The sequence below is a fragment of the Nitrosomonas mobilis genome (genome assembly GCF_900103035.1).
Lineage (GTDB): Bacteria > Pseudomonadota > Gammaproteobacteria > Burkholderiales > Nitrosomonadaceae > Nitrosomonas > Nitrosomonas mobilis.
On record NZ_FMWO01000032.1, the window covers coordinates 47,630 to 69,173 of the forward strand.

At 46.7% G+C, this 21,544-nt stretch carries 15 protein-coding genes; 8 read left to right on the forward strand and 7 right to left on the reverse strand.

Annotated elements, in window-relative coordinates; genetic code table 11:
- Positions 1-381: 381 nt before the first annotated feature.
- Genes NSMM_RS03045 through NSMM_RS15045 form a run of 4 tightly spaced genes read right to left on the reverse strand, consistent with a single transcriptional unit; the run spans position 382 to position 6,327 of the window.
- Positions 382-1,839, reverse strand: a complete 1,458-nt coding sequence (locus tag NSMM_RS03045) for a TolC family protein (protein WP_425412349.1) — start codon at positions 1,837-1,839, stop codon at positions 382-384.
- The gene (locus NSMM_RS03050; protein WP_090284484.1) at positions 1,805-4,984 is read right to left on the reverse strand and encodes an efflux RND transporter permease subunit; all 3,180 of its coding nucleotides are present in this window, start codon (positions 4,982-4,984) and stop codon (positions 1,805-1,807) included. The genes NSMM_RS03045 and NSMM_RS03050 overlap by 35 nt, the downstream gene beginning before the upstream one ends.
- 25 nt (positions 4,985-5,009) lie before the next feature.
- The gene (locus tag NSMM_RS03055; protein WP_090284487.1) at positions 5,010-6,101 is read right to left on the reverse strand and encodes an efflux RND transporter periplasmic adaptor subunit; all 1,092 of its coding nucleotides are present in this window, start codon (positions 6,099-6,101) and stop codon (positions 5,010-5,012) included.
- Positions 6,102-6,120: 19 nt separating this feature from the next.
- Positions 6,121-6,327, reverse strand: a complete 207-nt coding sequence (locus NSMM_RS15045) for a hypothetical protein (RefSeq protein WP_143001839.1) — start codon at positions 6,325-6,327, stop codon at positions 6,121-6,123.
- Positions 6,328-7,372: 1,045 nt separating this feature from the next.
- On the opposite strand from NSMM_RS15045, the gene NSMM_RS03065 reads away from it, so the two are divergent.
- From NSMM_RS03065 to NSMM_RS03075, 3 genes are all read left to right on the forward strand, one after another.
- Complete coding sequence (locus NSMM_RS03065) at positions 7,373-9,790, forward strand: TonB-dependent siderophore receptor (RefSeq protein ID WP_090284489.1); 2,418 nt, start codon at positions 7,373-7,375, stop codon at positions 9,788-9,790.
- A gap of 105 nt (positions 9,791-9,895) precedes the next feature.
- The gene (locus NSMM_RS03070) at positions 9,896-12,154 is read left to right on the forward strand and encodes a hypothetical protein (protein ID WP_090284492.1); all 2,259 of its coding nucleotides are present in this window, start codon (positions 9,896-9,898) and stop codon (positions 12,152-12,154) included.
- Positions 12,155-12,520: 366 nt separating this feature from the next.
- Positions 12,521-13,606: a multicopper oxidase domain-containing protein gene (locus NSMM_RS03075; RefSeq protein ID WP_090284494.1), complete on the forward strand. Its 1,086-nt coding sequence runs from the start codon at positions 12,521-12,523 to the stop codon at positions 13,604-13,606.
- Between the two features lie 60 nt (positions 13,607-13,666).
- On the opposite strand, the gene NSMM_RS03080 is transcribed toward NSMM_RS03075, so the two are convergent.
- The gene (locus NSMM_RS03080) at positions 13,667-14,269 is read right to left on the reverse strand and encodes a calcium-binding protein (protein WP_090284496.1); all 603 of its coding nucleotides are present in this window, start codon (positions 14,267-14,269) and stop codon (positions 13,667-13,669) included.
- 177 nt (positions 14,270-14,446) lie between these two features.
- Between NSMM_RS03080 and NSMM_RS03085 the strand changes: the two genes are divergently transcribed.
- The 5 genes from NSMM_RS03085 to ygfZ all read left to right on the forward strand — a co-directional run bounded on the left by NSMM_RS03085 (position 14,447) and on the right by ygfZ (position 20,066).
- A complete protein-coding gene (locus tag NSMM_RS03085) occupies positions 14,447-16,009 on the forward strand; it encodes an FAD synthase family protein (protein WP_090284628.1) in 1,563 nt (520 codons plus the stop codon).
- 245 nt (positions 16,010-16,254) lie between these two features.
- Positions 16,255-17,382 carry a deoxyguanosinetriphosphate triphosphohydrolase gene (locus tag NSMM_RS03090; RefSeq protein ID WP_090284498.1) on the forward strand — a complete coding sequence of 376 codons (1,128 nt, stop codon included), beginning with the start codon at positions 16,255-16,257 and terminating at the stop codon, positions 17,380-17,382.
- Between the two features lie 76 nt (positions 17,383-17,458).
- Positions 17,459-18,178 (forward strand): ankyrin repeat domain-containing protein, encoded by a 720-nt coding sequence (locus NSMM_RS03095; protein WP_218120989.1) that lies wholly within the window; start codon positions 17,459-17,461, stop codon positions 18,176-18,178.
- A 98-nt stretch (positions 18,179-18,276) separates the two neighbouring features.
- A complete protein-coding gene (locus tag NSMM_RS03100; protein WP_090284504.1) occupies positions 18,277-18,945 on the forward strand; it encodes a tetratricopeptide repeat protein in 669 nt (222 codons plus the stop codon).
- A 77-nt stretch (positions 18,946-19,022) separates the two neighbouring features.
- A complete protein-coding gene (ygfZ, locus tag NSMM_RS03105) occupies positions 19,023-20,066 on the forward strand; it encodes a CAF17-like 4Fe-4S cluster assembly/insertion protein YgfZ (protein ID WP_090284506.1) in 1,044 nt (347 codons plus the stop codon).
- Between the two features lie 39 nt (positions 20,067-20,105).
- On the opposite strand, the gene NSMM_RS03110 is transcribed toward ygfZ, so the two are convergent.
- Positions 20,106-20,759, reverse strand: a complete 654-nt coding sequence (locus NSMM_RS03110; RefSeq protein WP_090284508.1) for an ankyrin repeat domain-containing protein — start codon at positions 20,757-20,759, stop codon at positions 20,106-20,108.
- The gene (locus tag NSMM_RS03115) at positions 20,737-21,534 is read right to left on the reverse strand and encodes a TatD family hydrolase (protein ID WP_090284510.1); all 798 of its coding nucleotides are present in this window, start codon (positions 21,532-21,534) and stop codon (positions 20,737-20,739) included. Before NSMM_RS03115 ends, NSMM_RS03110 begins: the two co-directional genes overlap by 23 nt.
- Positions 21,535-21,544 lie beyond the last annotated feature (10 nt).

The window sequence follows — 21,544 nt, forward strand, 5'->3', positions numbered from 1 at the left end:
TTAAAAATTCTGTGTCTCCATGCAATTTCAGCAGGATATAGACTAGCGCTGAACGGCCACCGCGTGCCGCACAGCCTTTGCGTACCCGCCGTGATGCGTTGAAAAAATTGGACCAGAATCAGTGTCCAACTTCGCGGAATATGCTTGTACTCGGTGGCGACGTTATAAAGCAAGGTGTCCTGGGTACCGGTATCGATATTGTCAATAATTCAGGCTGGCATTGATAATATGTTTGGAATGGCCTTGCAGCGGCCGACCGGCAGAGGTCTGCACCCGAAAGCTCTCTTCCACCAAGGTGACATTGGATGTGGGCCAGGTATAGTTGCCATCGAAACTAAACCCTGCCCAGCCATGGATGGATGAAATCGAAATGCCTGAGGCTCACTGCCACCCTCCGCCAAGTGATCTATAAAGATCCACCATTGCGTCAATTTGCTTTTGTTTCAGTTCAATTTGATCCTCTTTGGCATCCAAGGTCTCCCTTTGTGCCAACAGCACATCCAGGTAGTCCGTACGAGCAGATTTGAATAGGCTGCTAGCGATATCAATTGATTTATTGAGCGCTTCAACTTGGTCTGTCTTAAGCTGATAGCTTTTGTCTAGGTTATTGATATTTGCAACTTGATTCGCTACTTCAGTATAAGCTCTGATAATTCTTTGCTCATACTCAAAAGCTGCCTGAATCTGTCTGGCATTGGCATTTTTATATTCCGCTTTGATGGCATTCCTATTGACCAGTGGAGCCACTAATTCTCCCGCGATAGTGGCCGCCAACGACTCTGGGGTATTGATCAGATACTTAATTGCAAAAGCTTCAAATCCGATACCAGCATGTATGCTAAAGGAGGGATAAAAATTAGCCCTGGCCACCTTTATATTTAATTCCGCCGCCGCTAGCTCAAGCTCTGCTTGCCTAATATCAGGCCTGTTTTGCAGCAATTGTGACGGAATGCCTGTCTTAAGCATGAAGGGTTTGAACTCCATAAAACTATCAGAAGCACGCTGGATAGGTTGCGGCGTCCTCCCTAGCAAAAAATTTATCCGGTTTTCAACAACAGTAATACTCTGGTGAGTTTGGTATAGTTTACTTTTGTTTTTTGCCACTTCTGCTTCATAGCGTTTGATGGCAAGTGTACTTGCTCTTGCGAACTCTTGCAGACGCCTGACCATTGCCAGAGCATTTTGCTGGATATTAATGTTTTTCTGTAAATTGTTAAGCTGGTTATCCAAGGAAAGCAGTTCATAATACGAATGGGCAATTTCAGCGACCAGGTTAGTCACTAAAAAATTTTTACCTTCTTTTGACGCCATATACTCGAAAACAGCGGCCTGCTTCGCATTCCTCAATTTTTTCCATATATCTATCTCCCAGGTTGAAAACAGCCCAAAGCGATAATCCCCCACGTTCCTAGGAAAATTTCGGCCTTCCTTTACTGGCAGATGCTCCTCAACAGCGCCATCGCGTGTAAACTCGCCGACTCTTTCCCTACCTGCACCACCACCAATATCTACAAATGGCAAGTATTCGCCTCGACGTGCTTGAATTTCATTCTGCGCAATACTGATACGCTGCATCACAATATTTATTTCTTTATTATTTTCAACAGCTATATTCAGCAAATTTACTAAATTAGGGTCACTAAAAAAATCTTCCCATTTAATATTTGCCACATTGTCTTCATCCAAAACACCTTCTTTAAAAACAGTGGGAAGATGTGTGTCTTCTTTTTTGATGAGCAAATCAGGCGTACCGCAGGCTTGCAGCATAAGTGCCAACGCGCTTGAAGCCATAATCTGAAATATTTTAGTCTTTGATCTCATTTTTAGGGCCATAGTCATAAGTCTCGGTTAATGGGTCAAGGTCTTCATCTTTAATTAATTTTCTACCTTCTGCCATTTTGGCAAATATATAATAAAGCCCTGGAATAATGATGACACCAAACACGGTACCGAAAATCATCCCACCCAGCGCTGAGGTACCAATTGTCCTGTTGCCGATTGCTCCCGCTCCCGTGGCCATCGCCAAAGGTATCAACCCAGCTATGAAAGCAAATGACGTCATCAAAATCGGTCGGAAACGCGTTTGTGCACCCGCAATCGCTGCCTGCATAACTGTCATGCCTTGGGCTTGCTTCTGGGATGCAAATTCGACAATCAATACGGCATTTTTCCCGAGTAAACCAACTAACATCACCATTCCCAGTTGTGAATACACATCATTGGCGAGCCCTAATTCTCTTAATAATAAGAAAGCACCAAAAATACCGGGGGGCAGAGAAAGTATGACGGCCAAGGGTAAAAGAAAGCTTTCGTATTGCGCGGCCAGCACCAAGTAGACAAACAAGATAACGACAAAGAAAATCGCCAGCGCTTCGTTGCCCCGTGCGGCTTCGTCAAATGTTAAGCCTTCCCAAGCAATGTCAAAACCTTTTGGCAGGGTCTCTTCTGCGACTTCCAGGACTGCATTGATGGCGTCGCCGGTGGTGTAACCTTTTGCGGGTTCAGCGCGAATCGCTGCCGTGTTATAGAGGTTATAACGCGTGAGCTCGTTGGGTCCCTGCTTTTTCACCATAGTCATGAAGGCGGAGTACGGTACCATTTCACCTTCATCATTTTTCACAAAGTATTTCAGCACATCCTCGGGGGCACGCCGAAATTCCGGCAAGGCCTGAGCGTATACTTTAAAAAAGTTATTGAAACGGATAAAGCCCTGTTCATAGGTACTGCCGATCATGATGTCCAACTGATTCATCGCATCATTGATGGTAACCCCTTTTTGCATGGCAAGTTTATTGTCGATAACCAGCTCGTATTGTGGATAATTGGCCGCATAAAAGGTAAACAAGCCGGTCAATTCTTTACGTTCGCGCAATGCATTCATGTAATTTTTGGTGATCTCATCGAATTCGTAGTAGTCTGTATTTATTGTCTTATCTACCAAGCGAAATGACAAACCCGATGCCGCGCCGTATCCTGGCACCGCCGGAGGTTGGAAATACTCGATGACTGCACCCATGTCATGGGTTTTTTCTTCCAACTCTTCGATAACCTCTATTACAGAATGTTTACGCTCTGACCAATCTTTCAAATTGATAATAACGGTCCCTGCATTTGACCCGCGACCTTCAGTGAGTACTTCATACCCAGCCAGGGAAGAAATCGATTTAACACCTTCGATTTTTTCAGCTAGCATTTCCAGTTCTCGCGCCACTTTGTTGGTCACTTCGATGGTTGAGCCGGGCGGCGTTTGGATAATCGCATAAATCATGCCTTGGTCTTCGCCGGGAATAAAACCGGAAGGCAAGGTTTTACCGACTATAAATATACCGAAGGAAAACCCGGCCAATATCAAAAGCGTGACAATGCGCCGAGTGACCATGAAGTTCATCAATCGGACATAGCGCCCAGTGACCTTTTCAAAAACAAAATTAAAGCCATCGATGAAAAGACTGATTGGATCTTTTCGTTTCGGCTGACCATGAGTATTTTTAAGGATCATGGCACACAGTACCGGAGCAAGCGATAGCGCCACAATTGCTGAAATAATGATCGACGATGCCATGGTAATAGAGAATTCTCGATAAAACACTCCAACCGGTCCTGGCATAAATGCAATAGGGACGAACACCGATACCATGACCAGCGTAATCGCTACAATAGCGCCGCCGATTTCCCCCAATACTTTTCGAGAAGCTTCATAAGGACTGCAATGCTCGTCGGCCATTTTTGCATGCACAGCTTCCACCACCACAATGGCATCATCGACCACAATACCAATAGCCAGCACTAAAGCAAACAAGGTGATAAGGTTGATGGAAAGCCCGAACGCGGACATAACGGCGAATGCTCCAACCAGCGAAACCGGTACCGCGAGGACAGGGATCAAAGTAGAACGCCAGTCGCCAAGAAAAATAAAAACCACCAGGGAAACCAGAACGAATGCTTCCACCAAGGTATGTAATACTTGTTCGATGGACGCCTCGACGAAACGCGACACATCATAGTTGATTTCGTAGTCCATACCCTCAGGGAAGGACTTTTTCAATTCTTCCAGTTTTTCCTTCGTTGCCGCTATAACTGTTTGCGCGTTAGTGTTGTAATTTTGCTTAAGCACGATAGACGCCGAAGGGTATCCGTCTTTATCAGAGTAAATATTGTAAAACTCACTGTTCAGCTCAACCTCGCCTATATCTTTTATGCGCAGAATCTGGCCTTCCGAAGAAGACCGGATAATAATATCTTCGTATTCTTCCGGCTTATTGAAACGCCCTTTATAGACCAACACATACTCCTTGGACTCGGCGGCTTTGCCTGTGCTTTGCCCGAGACGACCGGGACGACCGATAATGCTTTGATCTGCCAGGGCTTCCATCACATCTTCTGCCGAGACTTTATAAGCTCGCATCCGCTCCGGGTTCAGCCAAACGCGCATCGCATATTGGCGGGAGCCCAGTATGGTCGCTTGGGCGATCCCCGTAATGCGCTGAATCTCTGGAATGACATTGACGTAGGCATAATTAAATAAAAGTTTCTGATCCGCGTGTTTGTCCGTGCTGAAGATATTGACATACATAAGCATGCTGGGCTGGACGAAGTTCACGATCACGCCTTCCAGCTCCACCAGTGTTGGCAGCCTGCTCATCATCTGATCCACACGTGTCTTCACGTTGACCATCGCAATATTAGGATCAACGCCTTGATTGAAATACACTTGAATGGTCGCTTCGCCGGCGCTGGTTGCATCCGAAGTGATGTATCTCATACCGGGCACGCCATTGATAGCACGCTCTAAGAGAATCAGGGACGATTTCACCAGTACTTCGGCACTGGCACCGGGAAACGATACCGCAACCGTGACCCGAGCCGGCGCAATATCTGGAAACTGGGAAACCGGCAATGATTTCATTGCCAAAAGACCCATAAATACGAACATCAGTGATAACACAATCGCCATCACAGGTCTTTTAAGAAAAATACTAAACATGGCCTAATCCTTAAAAACTAAACAGTTATTCGGTATACAACTCTAATTCCGGAACGATCTCTTCGGGCGGCCTTAAATTGATGCTCACCTTGTCTCCAGGATTAACTTTTCGTATACCTTCAAGCAACACTCTGTCGCTGACATTCAAGCCATCGCTAACAAGAAACAATTTTGTCATCTCAGCCTCTATATGGATAAGCCTTTGCTCCAGCTTTTCTTCTTCATTGATGACGTAGACATAATTTTTATCCATGATTTCGAACACCGCTTTTTGCGGGATAATCATGGCATTTGGGTAATGCTTGGTCAGTAGGATAGTTCCTGTCTCACCATGCCTGAGAATTCTGTCCGGGTTAGGAAATAAGGCACGAAACTGAATGGTGCCGTAAGTGTTATCAAAATCACCTACAATCGTCTCAATGACACCCGTGTGATCATAAATCTGGCCATTTGCCATTTTTAGTTGGACAGTTTCACCAAGTTTGTCGCCTTCTTCCATTCTAAAATTCAGGTAGTCTGCTTCTGGAACGTTGAAATAGACCCACAATTGTCTGATATCAGATAGTTCCGTCAACAACTCGCCTTCATCGAGAAGACTGCCGATCCTGGCATTAAAATGACCCATAACCCCATCAAAAGATGCTTTGATATCGGTGAAACCCAAGCGGGTTTCCGAAAACCTCACCTCCGCATTAGCCTTATCTAGTTTCGCTTTTGCCAAAGCCAACTCATTGGGCGAGACGATATTCTCATCAGCCAAACCTTTGGTATTAAGGTATTCGATCTTTGCAGTTTGCGCCTCGGCTCTCGCTCTTTGTAATTCCGCCTGATAAATTTTGGGCATAATTTTAAACATGGGTTGTCCTTTTTTTAACCACTGCCCTTCATCCACAAAAATACCCTCTAAGTAGCCCTTTTCCAAAGCGCGGATTTCAATATGCATGATGGCTTTAATCTGACTGACATATTGCCTGGGTAGGGAAACATCTTTATGAAACGGTGTCGTTGCCTCAAATTTTGGCAACTCATGATGCGTTTCTGTTTCTGCGTGATTACACCCATTCAAAAACGGAACCGCGATTAAACTTAGAAAAACTACGGATAATTTAGTAATCATTTTTCTACCATTTAGGTTGTCAAGGGGCAAAGTATTTTTTGTTAGGGGAAGCAAGAAAGTCTGCATGGTGCAGCTTAACGAGTGCGGGTATATCTTTCCTAGCAGGCTCATAGAGGGGACAGAACTTTCGCACAACGATACTATTTTCTTCTTTAGCATCATGTTCACGATATGTTGAATTTTTATTTTCATATTGAAAACTAATAAATTTTTTATGCTGTCTCATCAATGACCGCACTAATTAATTTAACTCTTGAAATGATTCTAGCTCTTGTAAAGTAAAAATTATGTGAAGCTGAAGAGTTACAATTTGACCAGGGCAGCTTGATTCCTCTTTACTTGAAAATCTTTTATGCTGTCCCATCAATAACCGCACTAAACAATTCAATTTAACTCTTGAAATGATTCTAGCTCTTACAAAGTAAAAATTATGTGAAGCTGAAGAGTTATAATTTGATCAGGGCAGCTTGATTCCTCTTTACTTGAAGCGCACGCGAAATGCTGAAGAATTTTTACCCTGGCAATATCTGAAACTGGTTTCAACGGGAGGCTTTAGCGAAATGCTGAAACGCATTCTGGGAGCGGATGCACCAGGATTGTCACCAACAATAATCAGCCACCTGAAGCAACAATGGGGCCGGACTACCGGGACTGGAGTCGGCGTGATTTGAAGTAACAAGCGTTATGCCTATGTCTGGTCGGATGGGGTCTACGGTACGCTTAGAACGGATAATCGGTTATGTCTTCTGGTGATTATCGGTTCTGATGAAACGGGGCACAAGGAATTGCTGTCGTTGTCGGATGGCTATCAGCGATGGCGCGCTGGGTTTCTGGAAAGCCGTTTTCAAATATTGATCCTAAACTGATCAGCAAGGCTGCTGGGTGCATAAAACCACTAATGCATACCTCTCATTAATCAAAATAGATGGCCTTCTTAAATAGTCATTTGCTTTTTAAAAATACCAAAGTATAATTAAGAATCATTATCATTATTAATGATTTTTTCGTTTTTATGGGTGCTTTTAAAGGCTCAGAGTTTCAAACAAGACCGGGCGAGAATAAGAATTGTTTACGCAGAATATAATTAATATGCAATTAAATATTTATTACAAATAACGCAGTATTATGACGAAATATGGATTTTTAGAGATGTCTTTATTAAAATTACCCGCATCATCGGAGCATTTTGCTGCCTGATTCTATATATTGGAATAAGAGTTATCTGTGCCAGGAGCTGGCAAGAACTGCAAAAATAATTACGCCCTAATATCATGGTTGTCCGTTGTTCTACTCGAAGTATTTATTTTTTTGCAATACTAATCAGTCTGGGTCTGGCGGCAGTTTTTCTGTCTAAACCAAGTGTTGCTGAATCAGCAAACAGCACTGAAGCGGCGCTACGAACCTACAATATTCCTGCCGGTTACTTGTACGATGCCTTGATTCAGTTCTCGCAGGAGGCGGGAATAAAACTTGTCATTGATTCTACGATGTTGCAGGGTAAAGTGACACCAGGATTAACCGGTGATTTTAAGATTAAAACGGGGCTGAATCAGTTGCTTGCCGGCTCCGGCCTGCAAGTGGTGCAACAGGGCGATAGCTATGTGTTAACGGCAATATCCGCGTCGCCAACGGATCCTGTTGCTACTGTCCTGCCTGCAATACAGATTACCGCCAACGCTACAAACCGGTATGCAGCAGTCAGCACCAATACTGCAACGAAAACCAATACTGTGTTGCTCGATGTTCCACAATCTATTTCGGTTATAACCGATGACCTGATTAAAGATCAGTCAATCCGGAGTATTGGCGATGCTGTCCGTTATGTACCCGGTGTTGGCGTCTCGCAGGGCGAAGGTAATCGTGATGCGCTCGTATTTCGTGGAAATCGTTCGACCGGCGATTTTTTTACTGATGGCATCCGTGATGATGTCGAATACTTCCGCGATCTTTATAGCATTGAGCGTATTGAAGTGCTCAAAGGCGCTAACGGCATGATTTTTGGTCGTGGCGGCTCAGGTGGCGTTGTTAACCGTGTTACCAAACAAGCCAATTGGAAACCAGTGCGAGAGTTTACTTTTCAGGGTGGATCTTACAATCTAAAAAGAATGACGACTGACGTCGGATATGTGATTAATGATGTGGCTGCCGTTCGTTTGAATGCGCTATACGAAAATGCAGGTAGTTTTCGTGATGGCGTGGGCTCGGAGCGGCTTGGAATCTCTCCGACGGTGACTATTAAACCAACGCATCGCACTAAAATAGTCGCCAATATGGAGCGGTTTCATGATGACCGCACCGCTGATCGCGGTATTACCTCGGTTCTGGGCGCTCGTGGAGAAGTCACAGGACCCGTCGATGTGCGGCAATCGCAATTCTTTGGCGATGCCAAGCGTAGTAATGCGATTGTTGATGTATTGTCGTTTAATTCCTTGATTGAACATAAATTTGACTCCGGCGTTATGCTGCAGAATCGCACCAATTATGCGACCTACGATAAGTTTTACCAGAATGTTTTTGCCAATAGCGGGTTTAATACGTTAACTGGTCTAGTATCGATAGGAGCTTATAACAACACGACATCGCGTGAAAATGTCTTCAACCAGACAAATCTGCTATATACCTTGAATACCGGGTCCATTTCGCATACGTTGATGGCAGGTGTCGAAGTCGGTCGCCAAGAAACCGATAACAGGCGCGCGACCGGCCTGTTCAATAATAATCGGGCCAATACCAATCTGCTGGTTCCCTTGAGCAATCCGACCACCGATACCCCGATCACGTTCAGAACACGGGATTCGGGCGGCGATTTGGATGCGTTGAACCGTAGCATTGTCAATATCACTTCACTCTATATTCAGGATCAGATCGAGATCATTCCCCAACTTCAGGTGATTGCCGGGGTGCGCTATGACTTGTTTGAAGTGGATTTTCAGCAGAAAAATGGCCCGATGGATCACTTGAAATCAAGAGATGACTTGATTGCACCCCGTTTTGGCGTGATCTATAAACCGTTTCAGCCGATCTCATTTTATGCTAGTTACAGTCAAGCCTATGTGCCACGGGCTGGTGATCAGCTCACGGCTTTGAACGTCACGATTGAAACGCTCAAGCCGGAAAAGTTTGTAACGCTGGAAACCGGGGTCAAATGGGATATCCGGCCTGACCTGGCTTTCACCACTGCTGTTTACCAACTGGATCGCAGCAATGTCATCAATTCGATTGTCGGAGGACAGACTTTCCTAACCAAAGGTCAGCGTACCGAAGGTGTCGAAGTCAGCCTGGCCGGTCAACTGACGCCCAACTGGAGCGTAATGGGCGGTTACGCCTATCAGGTAGGGGAAATTACCAGCGACATCTTCGGCGTCGCGCGGAAAGGAGCAACGGTTGCCGAGCTTCCGCGCCACACCTTCTCGATATGGAGCCGCTATGATATTACGCCAAGTATCGGTGCGGCATTCGGTGTAATTCACCGGGACGATATGTTTGCTTCGCTGACCAATCGGGTTAGTGTACCCAGCTTCACGCGCGTCGATGCGGCACTTTTCGCGCAGTTTAGCAAGCGCTTCCGTGGCCAATTGAATATCGAGAATTTGTTCGATACCAAGTACTTTTCCTCAGCGCATAACGACTTCAATATCACACCGGGTTCACCGATTGCGGTTAGAGCGTCGCTGATCGCCAACTTCTAGTAGGTAGAAGTCGGTAGTAGCGTTTTTTTATTTGACCTTTTTAATGATAACGATTATCATTAAAATTCGTATTGTCATCAACTAATTCTAAAAGGATGTTTAAAAATGTTTTTATTTAAGGGATTCGCAAACTCACTGCGTAAGGTATTGCTGATGAGTTTGTGCTTTATGGTACTCGGTATCGGCAATACGCTAACCGCAGCAGCCGCATCCAATGTTTCAGTCATTGAATCGGCCGTCACAGCTTTTAAAACCATAGGAACATTGCGTAAAGAATTTCCGATCAATGGAGATGCAATCGCAGCAGAATATGCTGGCGCTTTGCAAACATTGACGCAGGAGGTCGATACTGCGAATTCCTTGACGTTGGATAGCGATGTGCTGGCAGCTATCGACGACATCAAAAACGACTATGCGCCAAGGCTTGCGGCACAAGTTATCGACAAGACGCTGCAACGTGTTTTCTATCAAAGCATTTGGAATCGCATTGCTGCTATCCGCGACCAATTTGAAACCGGCACATCAGATGTTTTAACAGCCATGCTGGATGAATCAGTGGCGGCCTTCCAGGCCATTTCCGGTACTGTCGCCAGAGAGAATCAAATTTTGACAGCCGACCGACAAGCGCTGGAAGCGGGCAGCAATCCCGGGCTTGATGCCGAAGTGAACGATCACTTTTCCAGAGTCAGGACGGCTTTAAATAAAAGCAATCCGGAGGAAGATTTCATCACGGTGCAAATCGCACGATATGGGATCCGGATGTCGCTTACGCGGGCCTATTATATTGGGGTGTTGCGCGAAGTCGCCGGCGTTATTGAGCAGAGAGGTTTCGACCCCGATGAAACGAGTGTTTTGCAGAAGGAAGGGGAAATTTTTTATCGCACTATTGAATCGCTAGTGGCCAGAGGAAATCCTGCCGGCAGCTTGAGAATAAAAGCGCAATTGACGGGAGATCCATCGAAAGTTGTCGCCGATGAGATTGTCAGTGAGTTAGGCAAAGGCTTTATCGGTCGGGTGGTTGGCGAGATGAACGGTCAAGCTCGCGCAATTACCGAGAAAGATCGTCCACATGCCGTGGCGGAAGCAGCGGGCGCCAAATATTATGCCAGAATCCTGCTGCCAGATCTTGAAGTGCGGCTGGGAGCCGCTGATCGGAGCAATCTGGAAAATGAACTGGAGAATTTACTTACTGCCAGCAACGAATTAAGCGCGTCGAAATCCGAGCAAGCGCGTGATGCCATCTCGGCGATTTTAACGGAGTATGAAAATACGCTTAACCGAGCTAACTATGAAATAACCCAGCATACCGCTATCGTTGAGAATGCACTTGCCAACTATCAGGCAATCGATGCGCTACGGAATCAGGCACCGATCGATGCGGATGCTATCGCCGCAAAATATGCAGGGGATTTACAGCAATTGACGCAATTGGTCGACCAAATCTATGGGCAAACGGTTGATCAGAATGTATCGGCAGCGATTGCACAGATTAAGGCCGGCGATCAAGTCGCACTGGCATTGCAGGTGATCGATAAATCGCTGCAAAAGACATTTGCGTTGGTAGTTTACGATCGTGCCACACTCGCATTGGCGCAATTCGATAACTTCACAACGGATGAGCTCACCCTCGAGTGGGATAGAGCATATACCGCTTACTCTGCTATTGCCAAAACAGCGAATAAAGAAGACAAAGTGCTGTCTGCTGATAAGCAATCGATTGTGTCAGGCAGCGACCCGGATCTCGATTATCAAATCACCGCTGCCTTTGCCTTAGGCAAGCGAGCACTTGATAAGACTGATACGGGAGATGCATTGTCATTGGCTTTGGCGCGCGAAAATATCGTCATTCCGCTGGCTAGAAGTTTCCTGGTCGGTGTGCTGCGTGAAGTGGAAGGCATTATCGAGAACAGAACTGACGAAGTTGACGAAGCCAGGGAAAAACAAATCGAAGGCGAATATTTTTATCGCATCGTGGAAAATTTCATCGCGCAGGATAATCCGTCTGGCAGTAGTCAAATCAAAGCCCAGCTCACCGGTGACTTGTCGAGTGTAGTTGCCGACCAGATCGTCAGTGAAATCAGTAGAGGTATTCTGGGGCAGATTAGGAGAAGCATCCAGCAAATCGAAGTCAATTACATAAACGATAAAAACCAAGCTTTATTGGCCTTGGAAAGATTGTCGCTCTATTCTGGAATTTTCTCATCTGATCTAAGTCAACGTCTAAGCGTGTCCAAGCGTTCCAATCTGGAAAATGCAATACGGGATCTGAAAGACGCAATTAATACCGGAAATGCTGACAGAGCTGTTGCACTGCGATCGATATTGACCGCGATCATTGTGGAATACGAAAGCAGCCTACTTTAAAACCATAGTTTTCTCCTCGCAGTCCTAGCCTTCCTGCGAGGGGAAGCCGTGTTTGAGGGCACGCTTCCGGTACTTCAAGGCCGGTTCTACTATTCGCGAAACCATCATAGCCAGCTACCGTGTTTGTTTCACCAGTAGCCGACCAATGGCAATAACGTGCACGTTTGAATGAGGAACGCGGACGCATGAAAGGAATCGCCAACGTTAGTCTAGTCATTACGTCTGCACTTATTTCATGAAACCCTGAATAACTCATATTTGTCATTCCGAATTCAGTTAAAAATTTTTAATCAATGCAATAGATTTCTCACTCTAGTCCGGAATAGCACTTGTTCAGGATTTCCTTTAATCAGGAGAAATTTTTACATGCTGCAAAATAAAATTTTTGGTTTCGCCGTGGTTTTGATGTGGATTGTATTGAGCGGCAGTCCGGTTCTTGCCAAGTCGGTGGAACGAGTTTACTGGATAGCAGCCGATGAGGTACGGTGGGATTATGCGCCTTCTTTTCCTATCGACCCGATGACCGGCAATGAATTTGACGCGGATCAGCGCATCTTCGTGGAACATGGGATCGGGCGGCGTTACTTGAAATCCGTTTACCGGCAATATACCGAAGGGTTTGGTGCCATCAAACCGCGTAGTGCCGCAGAAGAGCATCTGGGCATACTCGGGCCGGTCATTCGCGCGGCTGTCGGGGACCGGATCATCGTTCACTTCAAAAACAATACGCGTTTCCCGGCAAGCATCCATCCGCATGGCGTTCAATATACCCAGGCGCATGAGGGTGCTCCACACGCCCAGGTTACGGGCGGTGCCCATCAACAAGATGGCATAGTCGCGCCAGGCGGGGAACACACTTATGTCTGGAGTGTTCCGGAACGTGCCGGGCCGGGTAAGAATGATCCATCGTCGATTGCCTGGATTTACCACGGCCACGTGAATGAACCTGCCGACACCAATGCCGGATTGATCGGTCCGATCATCATCACCCGCAGAGGACGAGCAAAACCGGATGGTGCGCCGCGAGATGTCGATCGTGAATTCATCTCATTATTTACGGTGTTCGATGAAAATGCCAGCCTGCATCTGGCAACCAATCTATCCGCCTGCGCGGATTCCTGCGACCCGGAGGATGAAGTCTTCGCGGAAAGTAATTTGATGCACGGCATCAATGGGCTGGTTTATAGCAACAATCAAGGCTATCTGATGCATAAGGGAGAGCGTGTGCGCTGGTATATCCTGGGCATGGGAACCGAGGTGGATCTGCATACGCCGCATTGGCACGGCGCGACGCTTCTGCACAACGGCAACCGCCTGGATGTAACCGAAGTACTGCCGGCGGCCACCAAAACACTGGATATGCAACCCGATGTGGAAGGTGCGTGGATGTATCACTGTCATGTCAATGACCATATCAGTGCCGGTATGATGACCCTGTATACCGTGAAATAATAACTTTAAAACCGTTAACCGTTACTTCCAGCCTGGGCTGGAAGTAAGCAACATCTTCATTTACAGATCAAACACGATCATATCCGGGGTAATCGAGTTTATGTTGACACCAACCAGTTCAATGGTGGCCGCACCTCCGATAAATTCAACGGTAAACCCGTCATCGCCATTATCGGTAACGCCAGTTATAAATGACACCAATTCATCAAATGATTGGATTCCTAGAACATCTGAATCAAAGAACAGGCGATCCTCGCCCACTTTAAAATCGGCAACCTGGAAATGTCCGGTGCCATAAAAACCAAACGTGTCATTGCCGTCGCCACCGATTAGGCGGTCATAGCCGTCACCGGCGCGTAATATATCGTTGCCGGCACCGCCAAACAGCTTTTCGGTTCCGGATTGGCCATCAAGGTCGTCGTCACCATCACCACCTTTCAGTATGCCATTGCCGGCACCGCCTTTGATGATGTCATTACCGCCGCCACCTTCGATTTCATCGTGACCGTCACCACCTTCCAGAAAATTATCCAGATCATCTCCAATGATGAGCAAATCATTTTCGGTAAACCCGGCGGATCCAATTCCTTCAAAAGGAAGACCATCGATAAACTTGATAGAGCCTGAGCCCAGATTGGGGCGTGGTGTTGTGCTGACTGCCATATTTTGCCTCCTAATTAAATGTGTTCATCCACCAATCGATAAAATTATGTTCCGCTCCGTCTCACTAAAACCTTTAAACAATAATGAGAATAATTCCTATTATATTGAACAATGGTTAAAATGCAATCATTAATTGTGCTAGATATTGGAGCGGATGCGACTAATGGATTACCAAATATGACTACAAAACACGAAGAATTATTATTGAAAGCGAAGAGCTTAATCGCCGCCGGTAAGTTCAATGATGCTGATGCAATACTCGATCCACTGAAAATTGAGAATCCGCTGTCGCAGGATGTGGCCAGATTATGGTGCTCGCTGGCGATGCGTACCGGTCGGGCGACCGATGTGCCTGCGTATGCCGCAAAAATTTATGCGCATGTGCAAGGAGATTTTCACAAGGCACATTGGGCGCATGTGCTGGGGACCGCGAGTTTTGTTTTACTGGATTTACCCTCCGCCCAAGCACATTTCACTGATGCGCTGAATCACTTGATGGCGCTGGCCAGAACGGGAAAAATCCCGCCGCAGAAAGAGCCGGTGAAACTGCTGCAAACCGAGGAAAATGTCTTTGTCTCGGGCAAAGCCGAGCAATTGCTATGGACGACGTGCGCGCAACTGGCCAGGCTGGATATTCCAGCATTTCCTTTTGCCGGCACTTTGCTGGGCTTGGTTCGTAACGGATGCCTGCTGGATTTCGACAAGGATCTCGACATCGCCGTGCGCATGGAATCGTGGGATGCCTGTTGTGCTGCGTTGGAGCAAGCCGGGTGGGCGCGCTCGCCGATGCGGATTGAATACGCCAATTACCGCGATTACGTGCACCCGGAATTGGGGATTACGCTCGATATCTGCGGCCTGCAGGCGAGAGGCAAGCAGATCGTAGGCGGTTTCGCGCTGCCCGGTTATCCCGATGAGTATCAGCGGGTATCAGTTTTTCCCAAATTTGATCTGACCCCACGCGAAACAGATTATGGCATGGTCTGGTTTCCGCGCCAGCCGGAAAAAATTCTTACTGCATTTTACGGCGACTGGCGCACGCCAAATCCTCATTGGGATACCGTGGTATCCGCGCTCAATCTGGAGAGTTTTACCTTGCTGGTGCGCTGCTATGCGTATCACCGGCTGATACAGCGCTGGCTGGTGGGTGATTTGTCCAAAGCATGGTGTTATGCGCATCAGATCGCGTTAAAAGACCCTGATGACGTACTCGCGCTGCGCAGCCGCCAATGGCTGGAACGGGCGCTTATACGCTTGAAGCGGGAAATCCCCGCGTGGCCAATAAATCAACGGCAAATACGCGTGTATACCCGCATGGTGGCCGATCTATTTCATGAAGGCCATGTGAATTTCCTGCAAACAGCGCGTGCATTGGGAACACATTTGACAGTGTGCGTGGTTTCGGATGAGCGCGTGGTGGAAAACAAAGGTAAGCTGCCGGTCATGAAACAGACCGAACGCGCCGCCGTCGTCGCCGCGTGCAAATACGCCAATGCCGTAATAACGGAAACCCCGGCGAGTGTCACGCTGGAATTTATGCAACAACATGGCTTTGATATTTACACCTTTGCCTGCGCATCGGAGCAGGAACGTTTGGATAAATACAAGCTATGCGAGTCATTGCCAGCAGAAATGATTCAGGAGCTTACGTATACATCCGGTATTTCGACATCTGACCTCGTCATGCGTATATTGGATGGTGTGGGAAGTAAGAAAGCAAATCGCAAGGGTAGCGCGTAGAAATACAATCAAATACAATCGAGGGCAAGTTAAAGTTAATACTAATACTTATGAGCACCTCTAGAAATTCAGGTTTCACCACAATACTTCGTTACTCACAAAAGTTGCCTTCTTACACATCAGTAATATACTACGCCAATATTTTTTATTCGCGCCCAGTCTTGCTTAAAACTCTGAATTTTTAGAGGTACTTTTATGAAATTTACACTCTGGCACGATGTCGTTCCACCAGTTTCAGATTCCTCATGACTTTAATTGAGCTGGCACATTATGCCGTATCCGATCGGAATTCGCGCGGGCGTCGAATTCACGAATCTTCGCCTTCCGGACGCAGTGAATTTCAGCGAGACCGGGACAGAATCATTCACTCTAAGGCATTCCGGCGGCTCGAATACAAAACCCAAGTATTTGTCAATCATGAAGGGGATCTGTTTCGCACACGCCTCACTCATAGTCTGGAGGTTGCCCAGATCGGACGATCAATTGCGCGCAACCTGGCACTCAATGAAGACCTGGTGGAAGCGATTTCATTAGCACATGATCTAGGGCATACGCCTTTCGGTCATGCCGGTCAGGATGCGCTGAATGAATGCATGCGTGAATATGGTGGGTTCGAGCATAACCTGCAGTCATTACGGGTAGTTGACGTGCTTGAGGAACGTTACGCCCAATTCGATGGGCTGAATCTCTGCTTTGAAACCCGTGAAGGGATATTGAAGAAAGTGCCCAAGTCCAGAATACCGACTTTAGGTGAATTGGGTGAACGCTTCACGAATAATTACAGTCCATCCCTGGAAGCACAGCTAGCGAATTTGACGGATGAAATCGCTTATAATAACCATGATGTCGATGATGGTCTGCGGTCAGGGTTCATCAGCCTGAAACAGCTTGCAGAGGTGGACATTTTCGCCGGGCATATGTACACCGTACAAAAATGCTATCCCGACCTGAGTGAAAGGCGTCTAATCCATGAAACGATTCGTGGCATGATCAATACACTGGCTTCTGACTTGACTGCGCAAAGCAAGGCCAACATCGAACAGGCAAAACCGGAAAGTCTCGATCAAGTTCGCGGATTGCCCGTCCTGATTGGCTTCAGCGATACTATCAGGCGCCAGCAACGTGATTTGAAACGTTTCTTATACCAGAATCTTTACAGACATTATCAGGTGATGCGCATGAGCAACAAGGCGCGGCATACAATTGAAAGATTATTCACCGCTTTTTCTGCCGACCCCGCACTGCTACCGGAAAAATATCAACAGAAATTTAATCAATACGGGCATCAGGCTATTGCCGATTACATTGCAGGAATGACGGACCGTTATGCGATCAGGGAATACCAGCGCATGTTTTCTATCACTGAACATTAACCAATTACTCGATCTGACCATGCTCATAAAATTAATCAGCAGACTGCGGTTTTACGTTTATTTTCTTGGGTTGATCATGCTATTGCTACCAGTTGCAGCCTTAACCGAGCAGGCGATCAGCCAGACGGAAGATGAACTGATCAATGCAGCAGGCCGTGGACAACTGTCTCGCATCCAATCTTTATTAACCGAATCACATTCCTTTGATCAATCCACCCTAAATCAGGCGCTCATCCAGGCCACTGTAAACGGACAGGATAAAATCGTTGAATTCCTGCTGAATAATGGTGCTGATATTAATGTTCTTATTGAGGAAAATCGCTCTCTTCTGCACCTGGCGGCACGCGATGACAGAATTGATGTGGTACGTGTATTGCTAGCGAAGGGCGCAAAGAAAGATGCGGTATCTTCCGATGGAACAACTGCGTTGATGATTGCCGCACAGTATAGCCGAATCGAAATTCTGCGTCTGCTGATTCAGGCTGGCGCCGATATCGATGCTGGCAATCAGGAAGGAATAACCGCACTGATGTATGCTGCACGATTGAATTTCCAAAACGGGGTTCAGGATTTGCTTCGGGCTGGTGCCAATGTCAACAAATCAGCCAATAATGGCGCAACATCTCTGATGCTGGCAGCGCAGAACGGTTACCAGAACATCACCAAAGCCCTGCTCGCTGCGGGAGCCGACCCCAACATCAAAGCCGGGAATGATGCAACTGCGCTCTTTCTGGCACAAAGGTACAATCATCGCGATGTCATCAAAATTCTACGTGATGCTGGTGCCAGGCAATAGTCCGTCTTTTGCCGTGACCGGCCGATCAATATTCAATAAACCAAATCCTTATTCATATTCATATTCATATTCATATTCAACCAGGAGGGTCCAACAACATGCCATATCTTATACCGACCATACTCATTGCACTGATGATGACTGCTTGTGGAAATTCGGAGAATGCCAGCACTCCTGATACATCAAAAGGAACACAGCAATCAACGCTCAATGAAATTACCCCCCTTGGTGAACTACCTTCTTTTTTAAAACAGGGATTATCTGCCGAAGAACAAGATGCACTGAAGAAAGAAATCATACCAACGTTGGATGACGGCATGACACCAGAAGAGCGTTTCAAAAAACTGCGCATGGATGCAGAAGCGGGTGATCCGGATGCTCAAAATGGTCTGGGTACCATGTTTTATCTGGGCGAGGCGGTCTCACGCGATGCTGCAGGTAACATTATGGAGTCTGATCCTGTAACAGCTGCAGGCTGGTTCTCTCGTGCAGCAGAACAGGGGCATGCTGATGCCCAATTTAATCTTGGGCTACTCTATCTCAATGGGGAAGGGGTTGCTCAGAACACGTCAACGGCAGTTAAATGGTTTACCCGATCTGCCGAACAGGGAAATGTCGATGCGCAGAATAATTTAGGAGTCATTTATCTCACTGGTGAAGGTGGGGCAACTCAAGATAAGGATTTAGCTATTGAATGGTTCAGAAAAGCAGCGAAACAAGGCAATGAAGAAGCCAAACAAAATCTTGAAGCAATCCAGGCGCAATAGAGGGCATCTCTAGAATCGATAATCATGGTTATTGTCAGCATAATTATTATCAAACTAAACTTTGTTGTGAGTTGCATATGAATGCTGCCTGGCTCGATTTTCTCCGGGAGGGGAATGCCCGAATCAACTTAAATCAGATCGAACATTTTGGCGATCCCGCTGCAGAATTACAGCAAGTGCAGGCGTCGCCTGTGCTGGTAGACCTCTCCTATCTCGGGCTGATCCGTATTTCCGGACCAGACGCTCAAAGCTTTTTACAAGGACAGTTGACTTGCGATATCAGCATGCTCAATGGGCACACCGCAACTTATGGAGGTTATTGCACGCCAAAAGGGCGATTATTAAGTAATTTCCTGATTTGGAAGAGGGTCGAAAGTGCGGACTACTGGCTGCAATTGCCAGCCAGCCTGGTGCAATCCACAATCAAACGCTTTAGCATGTTTGTATTGCGAACAAAGGTTACTTTACACGATGAGACCGACAATCTAGTACGTATCGGCATCATCGATAAAAATACCACGGCCGTGCTAAATAACTGCTTCACAGAAATTTTACCCAGATTTGAACCGTTATCCTTCTCTGATACAAGTGAGGGCCAAGTAATCCGCCATAGCGAACAGCGCATTGAAATTATCACCACGTTGGCTGAAGCCACCAGAATCTGGAAGCGATTGAGGCATGAGCTAATACCTGCTGGATCACATTGCTGGCAATGGCAGGAAATCTGCGAAGGCATTCCCAGCATCCAGCCAGAAACACAAGAAGAATTTATTCCCCAGATGATCAATCTCGACAAGATTGGCGGTGTTAGTTTTCAGAAAGGTTGTTATCCCGGGCAGGAAATTGTCGCGCGAACTCAGTATCTGGGAAAACTGAAACGACGCATGTATCGAGCGCACATAGCATGCTCTGATATCGCTGCAGCGAGTGATCCATTATTCAGTCAGGAAATGGGACTACAGGCAAGCGGCATGATCGTCAACGCCGCGATTTCTCCCATCGGCGGTTATGATGTATTGGCCGTGATTCAAATCAGTAGTGTAGAAAATTACGAAATTCACTGGAAAACACCAACAGGACCTGTCTTGACGCTAATGCCCCTCCCCTATGCTATTCAGTAAATGAAAAGTGCTCATAACTGAAAAACCATATCATCGGAATCAGTCCATACGGTTATTTTCCAGCAATAGTTGCACTATATTACTGCGCCCCTTTTTATCTGCCCAATCAAGCGCGGTTTCCCCTGCTTCATTACTAGCCTGTAGATTTGCACCTCGTGCGAGCAAAAGTTTGGCAGTTTCATAATGATTACCGCGTACTGCCATCATCAAGGCTGTCGTACCATTGTCGGTAGCTGCATTAATGTTCGCACCGGAATCCAGTAAGAATGTAACAATCTCGTGATAACCATTGGTTGCAGCATAAATCAGTGGATTCCAGCCTGCATGATCGAAGTCCACATCTTGCTTGTGGAGCCGCTTAACCATATCCACCTGACCATGATAGCTCGCTAGCATTATGGCAGTTTCTCCATATTTGTTGCGCAGATTGACATCAGCACCTGCCGCCAGCAACAGCTCATCCAGCCTAGTTATTTTATGACGGGCTGCCAGCATCAGCGCGGTATAGCTGCGTGAATTGCGCGCATCTGGATTCGCCCCTTTGGCGAGTAAATTTTCTACCCGATGTGCATTATTATCCTCTACCGCACGGATCAAATCTTCATCCACACCCGCCTGAGTCTGCATACTCAAAACCAGCATGCACACCAGTACCACGCCTGAACTTATGTTAAGAAAATCTTGCCGTCGCATTATCACCGACCCCCTTGATCTTGAATAGATTAAAAAAATTGCTGGTTGTTACTTTAGCGACTTCGGATAGAGCCATATTCCGTAAACGCGCAATTTCTTCAGCAACATGACATACATAAGCTGGTTGATTGGTTTTGCCACGATGTGGCACAGGAGCAAGGTAGGGAGAATCAGTTTCAATCAGCATCCGATCAGCAGGTACTTTCATCGCCACTTCCCTGACAAGGCTCGCATTCTTGAAAGTAACAATTCCAGAAAAGGAAATGTAAAAATTCATATCCAGCGCACGTTTGGCGACTTCCCAATTTTCCGTAAAGCAATGCATTACTCCACCGACAGACTGGGCATTTTCTTCTGCCATAATACGTAACGTATCCTCGGCTGCAGCGCGCGTATGGATGATCAAGGGCTTACCACACTGACTGGCGGCACGAATATGTTTTCGAAAACGCTCACGCTGCCATTCCAAGTTACCTTTCAACCGAAAATAATCCAGCCCGGTCTCACCAATGGCAATAACCTTGGGGTGATCCGCCAGTTTGGTCAGACAGGCAACATCAGGCTCTGTGGGCAGTTCGTAGTCAGGATGCACACCAACGGACGCAAAAAGATGTGGATATGCCTGTGCCAGGGCCAGCACGCGGGGAAAGTGCTCAAGATCAACACCGACACACAATGCATGTGATACCTGACTGGTCCGCATGTTCTGCAACAGTTCGTCAAGATGATCAGCTAGATCGGGAAAATCAAGATGGCAGTGTGAGTCTACAAACATGGTAAGTGAT

Coding starts and splice junctions, on each gene's coding strand:
- NSMM_RS03045 (WP_425412349.1), bottom strand. CDS start 1,839: ATGACTATGGCCCTAAAAATGAGATCAAAGACTAAAATATTTCAGATT.
- NSMM_RS03050 (WP_090284484.1), bottom strand. CDS start 4,984: ATGTTTAGTATTTTTCTTAAAAGACCTGTGATGGCGATTGTGTTATCA.
- NSMM_RS03055 (WP_090284487.1), bottom strand. CDS start 6,101: ATGATTACTAAATTATCCGTAGTTTTTCTAAGTTTAATCGCGGTTCCG.
- NSMM_RS15045 (WP_143001839.1), bottom strand. CDS start 6,327: ATGAGACAGCATAAAAAATTTATTAGTTTTCAATATGAAAATAAAAAT.
- NSMM_RS03065 (WP_090284489.1), top strand. CDS start 7,373: ATGGTTGTCCGTTGTTCTACTCGAAGTATTTATTTTTTTGCAATACTA.
- NSMM_RS03070 (WP_090284492.1), top strand. CDS start 9,896: ATGTTTTTATTTAAGGGATTCGCAAACTCACTGCGTAAGGTATTGCTG.
- NSMM_RS03075 (WP_090284494.1), top strand. CDS start 12,521: ATGCTGCAAAATAAAATTTTTGGTTTCGCCGTGGTTTTGATGTGGATT.
- NSMM_RS03080 (WP_090284496.1), bottom strand. CDS start 14,269: ATGGCAGTCAGCACAACACCACGCCCCAATCTGGGCTCAGGCTCTATC.
- NSMM_RS03085 (WP_090284628.1), top strand. CDS start 14,447: ATGACTACAAAACACGAAGAATTATTATTGAAAGCGAAGAGCTTAATC.
- NSMM_RS03090 (WP_090284498.1), top strand. CDS start 16,255: ATGACTTTAATTGAGCTGGCACATTATGCCGTATCCGATCGGAATTCG.
- NSMM_RS03095 (WP_218120989.1), top strand. CDS start 17,459: ATGCTATTGCTACCAGTTGCAGCCTTAACCGAGCAGGCGATCAGCCAG.
- NSMM_RS03100 (WP_090284504.1), top strand. CDS start 18,277: ATGCCATATCTTATACCGACCATACTCATTGCACTGATGATGACTGCT.
- ygfZ (WP_090284506.1), top strand. CDS start 19,023: ATGAATGCTGCCTGGCTCGATTTTCTCCGGGAGGGGAATGCCCGAATC.
- NSMM_RS03110 (WP_090284508.1), bottom strand. CDS start 20,759: ATGCGACGGCAAGATTTTCTTAACATAAGTTCAGGCGTGGTACTGGTG.
- NSMM_RS03115 (WP_090284510.1), bottom strand. CDS start 21,534: ATGTTTGTAGACTCACACTGCCATCTTGATTTTCCCGATCTAGCTGAT.